Source organism: uncultured Streptomyces sp. (assembly GCF_947488945.1).
In the GTDB taxonomy this organism is placed as follows: Bacteria; Actinomycetota; Actinomycetes; order Streptomycetales; family Streptomycetaceae; genus Streptomyces.
Genome location: NZ_CANLBS010000040.1, coordinates 1 through 14,808 on the forward strand (window position 1 = coordinate 1; position 14,808 = coordinate 14,808).

8 protein-coding genes are annotated in these 14,808 nt (G+C 74.5%); 4 read left to right on the forward strand and 4 right to left on the reverse strand.

Annotated features, from left to right (window positions below; translation table 11 throughout):
- Window positions 1-543: 543 nt before the first annotated feature.
- Window positions 544-1,098: a MarR family winged helix-turn-helix transcriptional regulator gene (locus Q0994_RS33070; RefSeq protein ID WP_299542268.1), complete on the reverse strand. Its 555-nt coding sequence runs from the start codon at window positions 1,096-1,098 to the stop codon at window positions 544-546.
- 167 nt (window positions 1,099-1,265) lie between these two features.
- Here Q0994_RS33070 and Q0994_RS33075 point away from each other — a divergent pair, with 167 nt between their 5' ends.
- Entirely contained in the window at window positions 1,266-2,567 is a 1,302-nt protein-coding gene (locus Q0994_RS33075; RefSeq protein ID WP_299542295.1) for an MFS transporter, read from the forward strand.
- Here Q0994_RS33075 and Q0994_RS33080 read toward each other — a convergent pair.
- Both Q0994_RS33080 and Q0994_RS33085 read right to left on the reverse strand, forming a co-directional pair.
- Complete coding sequence (locus Q0994_RS33080; protein ID WP_299542270.1) at window positions 2,561-4,255, reverse strand: ATP-binding SpoIIE family protein phosphatase; 1,695 nt, start codon at window positions 4,253-4,255, stop codon at window positions 2,561-2,563. The genes Q0994_RS33075 and Q0994_RS33080 overlap by 7 nt on opposite strands.
- A 319-nt stretch (window positions 4,256-4,574) precedes the next feature.
- The gene (locus tag Q0994_RS33085) at window positions 4,575-6,023 is read right to left on the reverse strand and encodes an NAD(P)/FAD-dependent oxidoreductase (RefSeq protein ID WP_299542272.1); all 1,449 of its coding nucleotides are present in this window, start codon (window positions 6,021-6,023) and stop codon (window positions 4,575-4,577) included.
- A gap of 343 nt (window positions 6,024-6,366) precedes the next feature.
- Here Q0994_RS33085 and Q0994_RS33090 point away from each other — a divergent pair, with 343 nt between their 5' ends.
- Window positions 6,367-7,188 (forward strand): TetR/AcrR family transcriptional regulator, encoded by an 822-nt coding sequence (locus Q0994_RS33090; protein WP_299542274.1) that lies wholly within the window; start codon window positions 6,367-6,369, stop codon window positions 7,186-7,188.
- A 378-nt stretch (window positions 7,189-7,566) separates the two neighbouring features.
- The gene (locus tag Q0994_RS33095; protein WP_299542276.1) at window positions 7,567-9,771 is read left to right on the forward strand and encodes a sigma-70 family RNA polymerase sigma factor; all 2,205 of its coding nucleotides are present in this window, start codon (window positions 7,567-7,569) and stop codon (window positions 9,769-9,771) included.
- A gap of 397 nt (window positions 9,772-10,168) precedes the next feature.
- Here Q0994_RS33095 and Q0994_RS33100 read toward each other — a convergent pair whose 3' ends face one another.
- Window positions 10,169-12,289 carry an asparagine synthase-related protein gene (locus Q0994_RS33100; RefSeq protein ID WP_299542278.1) on the reverse strand — a complete coding sequence of 707 codons (2,121 nt, stop codon included), beginning with the start codon at window positions 12,287-12,289 and terminating at the stop codon, window positions 10,169-10,171.
- A 935-nt stretch (window positions 12,290-13,224) separates the two neighbouring features.
- On the opposite strand from Q0994_RS33100, the gene Q0994_RS33105 reads away from it, so the two are divergent.
- Window positions 13,225-14,739 (forward strand): sporulation protein, encoded by a 1,515-nt coding sequence (locus Q0994_RS33105; RefSeq protein ID WP_299542280.1) that lies wholly within the window; start codon window positions 13,225-13,227, stop codon window positions 14,737-14,739.
- The last annotated feature ends 69 nt before the right edge of the window (window positions 14,740-14,808 follow it).

Here is a 14,808-nt window from a genome sequence, read left to right on the forward strand (position 1 = left end):
TCCCTTCGTTCTTGCGTTTCCGACTCTATCAGACACTTTCCTGTCCGATTCCCGGCCGAAGCGGGTCAAGCACTTTCCGCTTTCCAGTTCTTCGCTTTCGCGTTTCCCTTTCCGGCGAGTCCGACTCTATCAGATCCTTTCGGGCCTGATTCCCAGTCAGTGGGGTTTGCCTTCCCGGCCGTGGGCCGTTCCGACGTCCAAACCCTAGCGGAATCCCCGTGCGACTCATAATCGAGTCATCGAAATGAATTTCGGCATGCCGAAAATATCCCGATCGGGTGTTCGTGCTGAGTGTGGTTGCCGCAGAAGCGGCGGGATCGGCTGTCACGCAGATCAGAGCGATTCGGTGACAACTCGGAGAACCTTACGGATCGACAGGGCCCGTGTCAACCCCCACCTGACCTGGCCAACCTGCTGACCCGGCCGACCCACAGGAGCCGGCCAACTCCCGCCCGACCTGACCGACCTCAACCCCCGCCCCCGGCCCCTTCGGCTCCGCCCGCCGGCTCGTGGGCCGCCTCGGGGCACGTGGCCCGCCTCGGGTCACGTCAGGTCGGTCAGCCGCCCGCCGGCATCCGGCTGCGCGTGCTCGACGCGGCGCAGCAACCGGATGAGCATGCCGCTGAGCGTCCCGCGTTCGTCGCCCGAGAGGTCCTGGAGCAGGTCCTCCTCGAAATCGCTCGCCATCCTCATGGCTTCCAGCCACTTCGCGCGTCCCTCGTCGGTGACCTCGACGATGACCCGGACCCGATTGCTCTCGTCGCGGTCGCGGGTGACGAGGCCTTCCGTCGCCATCCGGTCGATGCGGTGGGTCATGGCGGCGGGGGTGAGCCCGAGACGCTTCGCCAGCTCTCCCGGCCCCATCCGGTACGGAGCCCCGGCCAGGATGAGCGCCTTCAGCACCTCCCACTCGGCGTTGCTGATGCCGAGGGCGGCGAGCTGTCTGCCGTAGGCGACGTTCATCCGGCGGTTGAGTCGGCCGAGCGCCGAGATGACCTGCTCCACCTGGGGATCCAGATCGCTGAATTCACGCTGGTAGGCGGCGATCTGCTCGTCGAGGCTCGGCTCGTCGGCGTCGGGCCCGGTCGTGTCTGACATGGCGGGCAGTATGGCACGTCAAGCCTGCACCTTCGAAGCCCTTCCCTCTGTATTGTTGAACTTCTAACTTTAGTGCTAAAGTCTTCGGGTTGATGTGATCCATCGACGTCCACCCGGGGCCTCCTGCGGCCCCCGAGATCATGAGGTAGGTGAGTGTGACCAGGGAGATGGGCGCAGCTCTGCGGCGGATCCAGCTCGGCAGCGCGCTGAGCGCCTTCGGCATGGGGTTCACCGTTCCGTATCTGTACGTCTACGTGGCGCAGGTGCGGGGGCTGGGCGCCGGCACGGCGGGGGTGGTCCTGGCGGTCTTCGCGATGGCCGCGCTGGCGGTCCTGCCGTTCACCGGCCGGGCGATCGACCGGCGGGGTCCGCACCGGGTGCTGATCGTCGCCGCGGTGGTGGCGGCGCTCGGGGCCGCCGCGCTGGGGTTCGCCGACGACGTCGCGACGGCCGTCCCGGCCGCCGCGGTCCTCGGCGCGGGAACCGCCGTGATGCAGCCGGCCCTGGCCACGATGCTGGTCTGGTGCTCCGGCACCGCGACCCGTACGCGTGCGTTCGCCATGCAGTTCTTCCTGCAGAACCTGGGCCTCGGCATCGGCGGCCTGGTCGGCGGGCAGATCGTCGACGTCCACCGGGCCTCCTCGTTCACCCTGCTGTTCCTGGTCGAAGCCGTGATGTTCCTCGTGCTGGGCGCGGTCGTCGGCACGGTGCGCATGGCGCGCGGTCCGGTCATCGCCGACGCGCGCCCCACCGACGGGGCCTCGGCCACCGGCGGGCTGCGGACGCTGCTGTCGCACCGGGCGATGGTGCAGCTCTGCGTACTCGGCTTCGTCGTCTTCTTCGCCTGCTACGGGCAGTTCGAGTCGGGACTGGCCGCCTACGGCACCGAGGCGGCGGGCATCGATCCGTCGACGCTCGGCGTGGCCCTGGCCGCGAACACCGCCGTCATCGTCGTCGCACAGTTCGTCGTGCTGCGGCTGGTGGAGCGGCGCAGGCGGAGCCGGGTCATCGCCTCGGTCGGTCTGATCTGGGCGTTCGCCTGGATCGTCGCCGGATACGCGGGTCTCGGACACGGCAGCCAGACCATGGCCACCGCCGCGATGATCTCGACGTACGCGCTCTTCGGGCTCGGTGAGTCGATGCTCTCGCCGACCGTCGCCCCGCTCGTCGCGGACCTCGCGCCGGAGGCGATGGTCGGGCAGTACAACTCGGCGTTCGCGCTCTGCAAGCAGCTCGCGCTGGCGGTCGGTCCGGCGATCGGTGGTCCGATGGGGGCCTCGCTGCACGCCCCGTACATCGTGACGTTCGTCCTCTGTTCGCTCGGCATCACCGTGCTGGCGCTGCGGCTCGGGCGCCGGCTGACCCCCGTGCAGGACAAGCCGTCGCTCGCGCTCGTGCCGTCGCGGGTGGTGGCGGTGTCACTGCCGGAGGGCGGACAGGCGCCCGCCGCTGCGACGACCGCTCACTGAGGTAGCGCGAACTCGCACCAGACGGACTTGCCGCCGCCCGGGGTACGGCGCGTCCCCCAGGAGGTGGCGACCGTCGCGACGATCGCGATGCCGCGCCCCGACTCGTCGGCCGGCTCGGCCCGGCGCCGGCGCGGCAGGTGGTCGTCGCCGTCGGTCACCTCGATGATCAGGCGGCGATCGGTGCGTCGCAGTCCGAGCCGCATCGGTGGAGTGCCGTGCTGGAGGGAGTTGGCGACGAGTTCGGCGGCGGCGAGCACGCCGAGGTCGCGCAGCTCGACCGGGAAGCGCCACGAGGACAGGACGCCGGTGGCGAAGGCCCGGGCGCGGGGCGCCGCTTCCACGCCGCCGAGCAGATCGAGCGACGCGTTGTGGAAGAGCTCCGCGTCCGCCCCGGTGCGGGCGGGGTGCTGGACGACCAGGACCGCCACGTCGTCGTCGTGGTCGGCGGTCACCCCGAGGGAACGGATCAGCCGGTCGCAGACGACCTGGGGCGACCCGGTGGCACCGGACAGCGCCCGGCCGAGGGCGGCCACGCCTTCGTCGATGTCCTCGCTGCGCCGCTCCACCAGCCCGTCGGTGTAGAGGACGGCGGTGGAGCCGGGCGGCAGCGCGATGGTGCCCGAGGTGTGCACCCACCCCCCGGTGCCGAGCGGCGGACCGGTGGGCTCGGCGGCGACGTGGATGGTGCCCTCCTCGTCCCGGACGAGGATCGGCAGGTGGCCCGCGGACGCGTGGACGAGGTGGCCCTCGTTGGGATCGTGGACGGCGTACACGCAGGTGGCGATCTGGGTGGCGTCGATCTCGGTGGCGAGGCCGTCCAGGAGCTGGAGCACCTCGTGCGGCGGCAGGTCGAGGCGTGCGTAGGCGCGTACGGCGGTCCTCAGCTGGCCCATCACGGCGGCGGCGCGCACGCCCCGGCCCATCACGTCGCCGATGACGAGGGCGGTGCGGCCGGCGCCCAGGGTGATCACGTCGTACCAGTCGCCGCCGACGGCCGCGTCGGTGCCGCCGGGCTGGTAGGTGGCGGCGATCCGCAGGTCGTCGGGTTGTTCGAGTTCCTGCGGGAGCAGGGACCGCTGGAGGGTGACCGCCATGTCGCGGTGGCGGCGTTCGCTCGCACGGAACCGCTCGGCGGCCTCGGCGTGGTCGGTGACGTCGGCGAGGTGGACCAGCACTCCCTCTTCGGCGGACGGGGCCGGGCCCGTGCCGTCCGGGTACGCGGCCGGCCAGGCGGCGACGGGGGTGCAGGTCACGGTGTACGAGACGCCGGCCGCGGTCCTGCGCGACTTGACCGTGCGCGGGGTGCCGCCGCGCAGGACCTGGCCGATCAGGGGGAGCACGCTGAGCTCGGCCAGCTCCGGCATGACGTCCGCCGCCCGGGCTCCGCAGCGGCGCGGGCCGAACGCGTTCTCGTAGGCGTCGTTGACGTAGGCGACGCGGTGGCCGGGGCCCTGGAGGAGCGCGACGGGGGCGGGCAGCCGGCCGAGGATCTCCCGCGCGGGCAGGTCGTCGAGGGCGGACCCGGAGTCGTGCCGGTACTCGTCGGCGCCCGGTGTCCCCGGCTCGGCGTCCGGCTGGTCCGGCCGCGCGCATTCGGCGCGGGCGGCGGGGACGGAACCGCGGTCGTTCCGGGCGGCGGCCCGGCGCTGGGTTCCTGGAAGGCGGGCGCTCCAACGCGTGAAGTTCACGTAATTTCAGGCCTCGTGTGTCGGTCTGGTCCGCTCGGGCTGGTCGCTTCCTCCGCGCCGTGCCGGGCCGGGGCTGCGGGTCCCGGTTCCCGGGGTGCGCGGGCGGTCCCCGCCGTGCGGGGGACTGCGGGGGTGCGGGGGACTGCGCGGGTGGCTGAGGAGTCGTCACTGGTGGTCACGAACGGGCCGGGTCACTCTGTGCAGGTGTCGGCGCACCTATGGTCACACGTCCAGTGTGACGGAGCGTACGGACAGTCGGCATTCGGCCGTGGGTACGGGGGTGGCCGTCGGGCGTTCGGCGAGGTCAACGGGGCTGCGGTCAGCGGGGGTTCTGGGGCGGGATGTCGCCGGGGGCGGGTCGGTCGCTCCCCCCGCCGCCCGAGGGCGGTTCGGACGCGCCTCCGGGGCCACCGGCGGCCCGTGCGAATTCCGCGCGCGGGTGTTCGAGCGAGCCGAGCGAGACGATCTCCCGCTTGAAGAGGCCGGACAGAATCCATTCGGCGAGTACGCGCGCCTTCCGGTTGAAGGTGGGGACGCGGCTCAGGTGGTAGACGCGGTGCATGAGCCATGCCGGGTACCCCTTGACCCGGCGGCCGTAGACGTGGGCGACGCCCTTGTGCAGCCCGAGCGAGGCGACGGAACCTGCGTACGCGTGCCGGTATTCGGTGAGTGGCCGGCCGTCGAGCGAGGCGAGCAGGTTGGCGGCGAGGACCTTGGCCTGGCGGACGGCGTGCTGGGCGTTGGGCGCGGTCAGGGCACCGGGCCCGGCGGTCAGGTCGGGCACGGCCGCCGCGTCGCCGGCCGCCCACGCGTGCGCGGTCCCCGCGATCCTCAGGTCGGCGGTGCAGCGGATGCGGCCGTGCTCGTCCAGCGGCAGGTCGGTGGCCCGGAGTACCGGGGCCGGTTTCACCCCGGCGGTCCACACCAGGGTGCGGGTCGGGAGGCGGGAGCCGTCGCTGAGCACGGCGATGCGGTCCTCGCAGGACTCCAGCCGGGTCTCCAGCCGTACGTCGATGTTCCGGCCGCGCAGCTCGCGCACCGCGTAGGCGCCCATCTCCTCGCCCACCTCGGGCAGGATCCGTCCCGTCGCTTCGACCAGGATCCATCTCAGGTCCTCGGCCTTGATGTTGTGGTAGTACCGCGACGCGTAACGGGCCATGTCCTCCAGCTCGGCGAGCGCCTCGACGCCCGCGTACCCGCCGCCGACGACGAGGAAGGTGAGAGCCGCGTCCCGGACGCCGTGGTCGCGGGTGGCGGAGGCGATGTCCATCTGCTCGATGACGTGGTTGCGCAGGCCGATGGCCTCCTCGACCGTCTTGAAGCCGATGCCGCAGGAGGCGAGGCCGGGGATCGGGAGCGTGCGGGAGACGGAGCCGGGCGCCAGGACCAGTTCGTCGTACCGGATCTCCTTCGCGCCGGTGCCGTCCTCGCCCGTGGCCGGCGTGGTGACGGTGGCGGTCCGGCCGGCGTGGTCGACGCCGCGGACCTCGCCCACGACGAGCGTGCACAGGTTCAGCAGACGGCGCAGCGGTACGACCACGTGGCGCGGCGAGATGGATCCGGCGGCGGCCTCGGGGAGAAAGGGCTGGTACGTCATATAGGGGTCGGGGGTGACGACGACGATCTCGGCGGTGCCCGCCCGGAGTCTCCCCTTCAGTTTCCGCTGGAGACGCAGCGCCGTGTACATCCCGACGTAACCGCCGCCGACGACGAGCACGCGGAAATCCGGCCGCTTGCCGGGGGCCGTTCCCCGGAGGTCTGGATCCATCACCACCCCATGACGCAACGGAGTCTCGGGTTTGTCCACAGGCCCCGCAAATTGTGTGACCCTCGCACTCCGGCGCGCCGCCACGCGCCGGGTCCGGGGTGGCGGGACTGCTTCGCAGGTCAGATGGGGGTACGGGGGCGCGGGATGGGGTGGAAACAGGAATCATCCGGTCCTTGCTCCGATCGGGGGGCGCTCCGTGCGGAACTACCCCCTTCTGAATTGACTCCGGCTCAACTATGTTCATAGCCATTCGGGGTGGGGGTTCCGGGGCGTTGGGCGGACCGCTCCCCGACTCAACGGAGGGGAAGTCTCCGGGGGGAGACGTCATAGCCGGGGGAAAGTCATGCACATTCAGGAAAATCATGGTCATGCGACCGTTCCGGCCACGATCGAGGGGGCGGGACGGCTGCGTACGGCGGGTGGCGTCGGAGTGGTGGAGCCGACGCGTCCAGTGGAGATGTCCGGGTCCGGCGAGCCGCCGGTGCGCTCGGCGCCGCTGCGCGTGGACGCGCAGCGCAATCTCGAACATGTGCTGCGAGCCGCCCGTGAGGTCTTCGGCGAGCTTGGGTACGGCGCTCCGATGGAGGACGTCGCCCGGCGCGCCCGGGTGGGGGTCGGTACGGTCTACCGGCGCTTTCCCAGCAAGGACGTGCTGGTCCGCCGGATAGCCGAGGCGGAGACGTCCCGGCTGACCGAGCAGGCCAGGACCGCGCTCGGCCAGGAGGAGGAGCCGTGGTCGGCGCTCTCCCGGTTCCTGCGGACGTCGGTGGCGTCCGGTGCGGGCAGGCTGCTGCCCCCGCAGATGCTGCGGGTCGGTCCCGTCCTGGAGGACGGGGCGGCCGGACCGGGCTCCGAGGACGATGCGCGGGTGCCGAACCAGCGGCGGGGCGCGGCCCCGGCCGATGAGCACGCCGGGGCGGCCGGGCGTCCGGCGGGTCCCGCCGGGGACGAGGGTGCGGGGACCGACGCGTTGCTGGAGGTCGTCGGACAGTTGGTGGAGCGCGCCCGCGAGTCGGGCGAACTGCGTGCCGACGTGACGGTCGCCGACGTGCTGCTGGTGATCGCGACGGCGGCCCCGTCACTGCCCGACCCGGAACACCAGGCCGCAGCCTCGGCACGGCTGCTCGACATCCTGCTGGAGGGTCTGCGCTCGCGTCCCGCGTGAGCCGGAGCGCCGCCGGGGCCCCGCTCCGGCGGCCGTTCCGGCGGCCGTTCCGGCGGCCGTTCCGGCGGCCGTTCCGGCGGCCGTGCCGGCGGCCGTTCCGGCGGCCGTGCCGGCGGCGCGTTCCGGCGGGACGTTCCTGCCGACGGGGTCGCGCCGACCCAGCCGACCGGGACGGGTGTGCCGCCCGGACGCCGTCCTCGCGGGTTCACGGCGGGTTCTGGCAGGTTCGGGCGGGTTCCTGCGGGTTCCTGTCGGCACAGGTTTTCGGGTCAACCGTCCCCGGACGAGTGGTTGGTGGGACAGGAGGTACGCGGCGACGCGCCCCTGTGGCAGGCTTGCCCGAAGTTCGGGTCGAGGCGTTGTACGGGGGCTTCCGCGATGAGCGGTGACAGGCAGCGGGAAGAGCCGCCGGAGGGTGTCGCCACCGTCGGTGCCACGGAGTCCGGCGCGCCGTCGTCGGGCCAGGTGCCCCACCAGGGGGATCGGGGCGGATCGGCCTCCGCCGGTGGCGCGGGCGGTCCCGCGGACGCCGCCGCCGAGCCCGTGGGGGCCGACGACCTCCAGGACGCCGACCGAGCGGGCACGGACGGGGGCACCGTCCTGCCCGGTCCGTGGCCGGCCCGGCCCGCCGATCCCACCGGCGCCGTCCCCGCAGGCGGACCTGTTGCCCCCGTAACCGGACCCGGCGCGCCGTCCCGGGTGGAACCGCCCGTCGGGTCCGGGCGCTCCGCCGGCATCTCCGGCGACGGGGAGGGCGCCCCCGGCGTGCCGGCCCAGCGCGAGGGCCGGACCGGCGCGGCCGCCGGGGGTCTCTGTGACGCCGACCTGATCCGGAACATGCGGGGCGGCGACGACGAGGCGTACGAGGAACTGTTCCGCCGCCACTCGGCGGCGGTCCACCGGTACGCGCGCACCTGCTGCCGCGACGCGCACACGGCCGACGACCTGACGGCCGAGGTGTTCGCCCGCACGCTGCAGGCGGTACGCGGCGGCAAGGGCCCCGAGGAAGCGGTCCGGGCCTACCTCATGACGGCGGTCCGGCACGTGGCCGCGGCCTGGTCGAAGAGCGCCAGGCGCGAGCATCTCGTGGACGACTTCGCGGTGTTCGCCTCGCAGGCGACTCGCTCGTCCGAGCTCTCCGACGACGGCACGATCGACCTCGGTGCCGACGTGGCGGCGATGCACGAGGCCGAGCAGTCGATGGCGATGCAGGCGTTCCGCTCCCTTCCGGAGCGCTGGCAGGCCGTGCTCTGGCACACCACGGTCGAGGAGGAGTCGCCGAGCGAGGTGGCACCGCTCTTGGGTCTCACCCCCAATGCCACCGCCGTGCTCGCGAGCCGGGCCAGGGAAGGGCTCAAGCAGGCCTATCTCCAGGCGCACGTGAGCCAGTCGCTGGTGGAGGGCGGGGACTGTGCCCGCTACGCCGACCGGCTCGGCGCGCACGCCCGTGGTGGGCTGAGGACCCGGGCCGAGCGCGGCCTGCGCAAGCACCTGGAGGAGTGCGCCAAGTGCCGGGTGGCGGCGGGCGAGCTGCAGCAGGTGAACGCCGGCATCCCGGCGCTGCTGCCGATCGCGGTCATCGGCTGGTTCGCCGTCGGGTACTCGCTCAAGGCGGCCGGGGTCGTGGCCGGCGGAACCATGGGCGTCGCCGGGGCGGGGGCGGCCGCCGCGGCGGGCCACTCCGCCTCAGCCGGGGGTGCCGCGGCCGGCTCCGCCTCGTCCGGGAGCACGGCCGGCGGCGCCGCGTCGGAGGGACTGGGCGCGCCCGCGAAGGCGGGCGTCGCGGCGACGGTCGCCGTCGCCGCCGCCGCCGGGCTGGTCTGGGCGCTCGTCGGCGACGACGGGGCGAAGCCGGAGGCCCGGCCCGAGGCCAGACCGCCGGCTGTGGCGCCCGAAGCGCCCGCTCCCGTACCGCCGGCGGCGTCCCCGTCGCCCGCCGTTCCGCCCGCCGCAGGACCGCCGCCCTCCGAGTCCGCCCCGTCCGAAGCGCCGTCCGAAGCGCCGTCCGACGCTCCGACGCCCGTTCCGACGCCCACGCCCGCCGACCCCTCGCCCGAGCCGTCGGCGCCCGCCCCCTCCCCCACGCCCGAGCCGCCCTCCCCGTCGCCCAGCCCCACCCCGGAGCCTCCGGCCCCCGCGCCGGAGCCCGCGGTCTACCGGGTCGCCGAAATCGCCTACGGACTGCTCGGCGACCACACCGAACCCGAAGTGGTGCTGGGGCGGAGCACCCCGATCTGGCAGCGGCAGAACGTCTCCGTCGCCTCCACCGCCTACGCGCACGGGGTGACCGTCGGCGGCAGTTCCTCGGTCGTGATCGAACTCAACCGGCAGTGCACCCGCTACGAGGCCCGGGCCGGCATCGACGATCTGGCACTCGGCCTCGGCGCGGTGCGCTTCTCGGTCTACGGCGGGGACAGCAGCCTGCTGTGGCGCTCCGGCGTGGTGCGCGGCGGCGACCCCGCGGTGCCGGTCAGCGTCGCGATCGACGGGCAGGCCTCCATCCGTCTCGTCGTGGAGTCGGCGGGCGGGCTCGGCGGGGTGACGATGGCGGACTGGGCCGAGTCGCACATCACCTGCGCCTGACCCCGCACCCCGCGCACGTCCGCCGCCCCCGCCCGGGGGAAGACCCCGCGCGGCCGCCCTGCCGGTGAAGGGCCCGTTCCCGGCTGCCGCCCCGCACCGCCGCGGAGAACCCGGCCGCCACCCCGCCGCGGAAGTTCCCACGCCCGGCCGCCCCGCCCCGGAACGCCACGGCCCAACTGCCGCCTCGCGCCCCGGGATGCCCGGCGTCCCGCACCCGACTGCAGCCTCGCGCCGCAGAATCTCGGCGTCCCGCACCCAACTGCAGGCTCGCGCCGCAGAATCCCGGCGTCCCGCACCCGACCGCCCGTCCGTCCGCACCCGTTGGCGTACGGCATCCGGTCCGGCGCCCCGACGCCTCAGCGCTCTTACGCCGCCACGCCCCTACGCCCCTACGCCCCTACGCCTGCAACGTCCGTCGCGGCGGGGGGAGTACGCCACCCGCGACGGCCCGGGTCCGTGGCGCCGCGGTACCCGTCCAGCAGGTGCCGCGGCGCACCATGAGGCGGCGGAGCCAGAGTTCGGTGGAAACGAGGTCGGCGAGGCCGTCCAGCGGCAAGGGCTCGCCGTCGGCCGCCGCGCGCAGGGCCTTGCGCACCACCCGCGCCTCGACCAGTCCCGCGTCGGCCAGCAGCGGGGCGTCGAACAGCGCGATGAGTTCGGGCAGCGCGGTCCGCAGCCCGGCCCTGGCCGCGGAGGCAGCGGTCGCCTGCGAGGGCGCGCCCCAGCCCGCCGGCAGGTCGTGGATCCCCGCACCCGCCAGCACCCGCCGCAGGATCGCGGCCCGCGCGCCGGGCTGCACCCGGAGCGACTCGGGAAGGGCGCGGGCCGCCCGTACGACCTGGTTGTCGAGGAAGGGGGCGTGCAGGCGCTGGCTGCGGATGTCCGCCGCCTGTTCGAGGATGCGGTGGTCGGCGGCGAGCCGGGCGAGGGCGGCCCGGGCGCGGGCTTCGCCCGGCCGCTGGGCGGCGTTGGGGCGGATCGCCGCCTCCTGGAGGCGAACCGATACTTCCGCGAGTGCCTCGCCGGTGAGCCAGCGGGCGGCGGGACCGGGGCGGGACCAGGCGAGCGCGGCCAGCGAGGCGTCGGCCGGGGTGCCGAGGTCCGGCGGGAAGCGGTGCGCGTCGGGCAGCAGGCCGGCCGCGTTCTCCAGACCGGTGCGGTAGGAGGTGCGGGCGAGCCGACGGGCGGCCCGGTAGACGGCGAGCGGGATGAACAGCGAGTGGGCGGAGGGGCGTTCGGCTCGGGTGAGCGCGGCGACGGGCCGCACCAGGTCACGTCTGCGCCGGTCCATCAGCAGGTCGGCGAGGCGCGCCGGGTGGGCGTCCAGGACCTGGCGGGCCCCGTGCCCGACGAAGTGGTCGGCGCTGCCCGCCGCGAGCCGGCGGCGGTGGCGTTCGGCGTCGACGAGGGAGGGGGCGGGCTCGTCGGTGATGACGCCGCTCTCGACGGTCATGCCCGCGAAGGGCAGGGCGTCGTCGCCGGCCGGGACGACCACGTGGTGCAGCCGGGGGTTGGCGGCGATGAGCCGGGCCCGTTCGAGTTCTTCCTCGTGACCGCGGGTGGAGAGGTCGTTGAAGGTGACGGCGATGAGCCGTTCGCCCGCGCCGGTGCCGTGGCCGAGGACCGTTCCCGGGAGTCCGGGCAGTCCGGCGGCGAGCAGCGCGAGGGTGGCGGAGGCGCTGCCGCCGGAGAGGTCGGCGCCGATGCCGGGCACCGGGCCGCCGCGGGCGGCCCGCCGGTCGGCCGGCCCCATGCCGGGGACCGGTCCGGGGTCCTGCGGCATGCTCTCGGGGGCGTGGCGGGGTGCGGTGAGCCGGGCCCGTACGGCTTCGACGAGCGCGTCGCGCACGCCGTCCACGGCGCGTACGGGGTCGGTGCGCGGGGCGGCGACGGCGAGGGAGGCGACCGGCTCGTAGCCGGTGATCTCGCGGGAGCCCTCCCGGAGGATGAGGGCGTGGCCGGGCGGGATGCGTCTCACCCCGGCGTACGGGGTGCCGTCGCCCAGCGCCTCGGGGGTGTCGGGGCAGGCGAGCAGGGCCGCCAGGTGACCGATGTCGAGCTGGGCCTCGATCAGGTCGGCGAGGGGCAGCGCGGCGGTGGCGTAGGCGGTGCCGTCGGCCCACGGGGTGTGGAACACCGGCCGGGCTCCCGCCAGGTCACCGACGACCGTGATCCGGCGCCCGATCTGGACCACCGCGGTGTAGCTGCCGGGCCACGCGGTGAGGTGGCGCAGGGCGCCGCCGCGGGCGGCGAGCAGTCCGACCCGGAGCTGTTCGTCGGTGGCGCCGCAGCAGCCGAGGACGGCGAGGCGGGTGACGGGTGCGCCGACGGTGGTCGCGGCGTCGATCAGGCGGATCTCGTCGGGGCGCCAGTCACCGACCGCCCAGAGCGGATCGGGGTCGCCCCAGAGCAGTTGGGAGCCCACGGGATGGACCGTGCGCCCCTCGCCGCGCGCGCCCACCGCACCGACGGTGCCGAAGCTCACGGCGATACTGCTCCACCCCACCAACCAACGCATCGCCGCCTCCACAGGCTGTGGACAGAAGGGCGTCCGAGGGACCGGGGAACGCCACTGCGGGACATGCTGCCACGACAAGCACACCCAGGAGGGGGTACGGGCGGCGCACGCCGGAAGAGCATGCGCCCCTGGCAAAGGCCGGGGCCGTGCCCAGCGGGTCCGGCGACCCCCACGCGTCAACCTCTGCATGACGGTACGGCGTTGGCGTGTCGTCGGCGCGCGGTGCGCCCCCGGTGCGGGTGTTGGGCGCCGCGGGCGGGCGTCGTGTTCGGGCCATCGGAAGGCCGTCCGGACCGAGGGGGCGTTTTCCGGCCACGGTGGGAACGTTCCCCCGCGAACGCGCGGTGGCCGTAAGAGGGTTGATATTCAGCCATTCTCGCGCCGCTCTGCGGCGGCACAGGGGCTCCGGGTGACCGGCCGGCGGTTTCGCGGACACCCACGCCCGGCGCTTGTCGCAGCCCTCGTACGGCGGGCCGCGGCGCACGGTCCGGGAGACGCCTCACGCCTCCCGGACCGGTCCGCCGCCCGCGGGGAATGGGGCGGCAGTGTCCCCCAGCCCGCCGTGTCCAGTGCGGCGGGCCGACCCACGCGCCACCCATCGAAGCGCTCCCGCGCCGGACGGGGCAGAGCGCACGGCCGGGCGCACGGCCACACGGCCGGGGCACGGCCGGCTCCGCCGGCGCTCCGCCCGGCCGTCCGCCGACCCCGCGCCACGGACAACAATCCCGCCATCCGGACGACTGCCCCTTAACGGTGGGGATGCGGCGAACTACGCTGTGTTTACTGGCGTTCTCAGCACGGCGGCATATTCCGCGGACCTCGGCCACATGCGTGTGCGGACGGGTACCGGAGGCGGTCGCGGGGGAGGACACGGTACGAATGCCGCGCGCCGAACACGGTGTCGCGGCGGCTGTCTGTGTGTCGAGGGGTGGCGCATGTCCAGGGAGCAACGCGGGCCGAACGAGAAGCTCGGCACGGTTCTCGCCCTCGCGGGAATCAGCAACGCCGGGCTCGCCCGGCGGGTCAACGACCTCGGAGCACAGCGGGGGCTGACCCTTCGCTACGACAAGACCTCGGTGGCCCGGTGGGTCTCCAAGGGCATGGTGCCGCAGGGTGCCGCTCCGCACCTGATCGCGGCCGCGATCGGCCAGAAGCTCGGCCGGCCCGTGCCGTTGCACGAGATCGGCCTGGCGGACGCAGATCCGGCGCCCGAGGTCGGTCTCGCGTTCCCGCGGGACGTGGGCGAGGCGGTGCGGTCGGCGACCGACCTCTACCGGCTGGACCTCGCCGGGCGGCGCGGCGGCAACGGCATCTGGCAGTCGCTGGCGGGCTCGTTCTCCGTCAGCGCCTACGCCACCCCCGCCTCGCGCTGGCTGATAACGCCCGCCGACGCCTCGGTGGCGCGCGAACCGGGCACCGTCCTGCTCGGCGGTCCCGACGCGCCCGGCGCACGGACGGCGCACCCGCCGCGGGTCCCCGGGGCCTCGGTGCCGGTACAGCCGGGCCCCGAGTCGGTGGCGGACGCCTCCCCGCTGCGGGTCGGGCACAGCGACGTGGCCAAACTGCGCGAGGCGGCCCAGGACGCGCGCCGCTGGGACTCGAAGTACGGCGGCGGCGACTGGCGCTCCTCCATGGTCCCGGAGTGCTTACGCGTCGACGCCGCGCCGCTGCTGCTCGGCTCGTACAGCGACGAGGTCGGCCGGGCCCTGTTCGGGGCGTCGGCCGAACTGACCCGGCTGGCGGGCTGGATGGCGTTCGACACCGGCCAGCAGGAGGCCGCCCAGCGGTACTACATCCAGGCGCTGCGGCTGGCCAGGGCCGCCGCCGACGTGCCGCTCGGCGGGTACGTCCTGGCCTCGATGTCCCTCCAGGCCACCTACCGCGGCTTCGCCGACGAGGGCGTCGACCTGGCGCAGGCGGCCGTGGAGCGCAACCGCGGTCTGGCCACGGCACGCACCATGAGCTTCTTCCGGCTGGTCGAGGCACGCGCCCACGCCAAGGCGGGCGACGCCCCGGCCGCCGCGGCCGCCCTCAAGGGCGCGGAGAGCTGGCTGGAGCGGTCCCGGGCGGGCGACGCCGACCCGTCGTGGCTCGGCTTCTACTCCTACGACCGGTTCGCCGCGGACGCCGCGGAGTGCTACCGGGACCTGAAGGCCCCGCGGCAGGTGCGGCGGTTCACGGAACAGGCCCTGTCCAGGCCGACGGAGGAGTTCGTGCGCTCGCACGGGCTGCGCCTGGTCGTCTCCGCCGTCGCCGAGCTGGAGTCGGGGAACCTCGACGCCGCGTGCGCGGCAGGCACCCGGGCGGTGGAGGTCGCCGGCCGGATCTCCTCGGTCCGCACCACCGAGTACGTCCGCGACCTGCTGCACCGGCTCGAACCGTACGGCGACGAGCCGCGCGTCGCCGAGCTGCGCGAGCGGGCCCGCCCGCTGCTGGTCGCCCCGGCCTGAGCCCGCCCGCCCCGGCCCGCCTCCCACCGGTCCCCGCGCCCGTCCGGCCGCCCCGAACCCCGCACACGA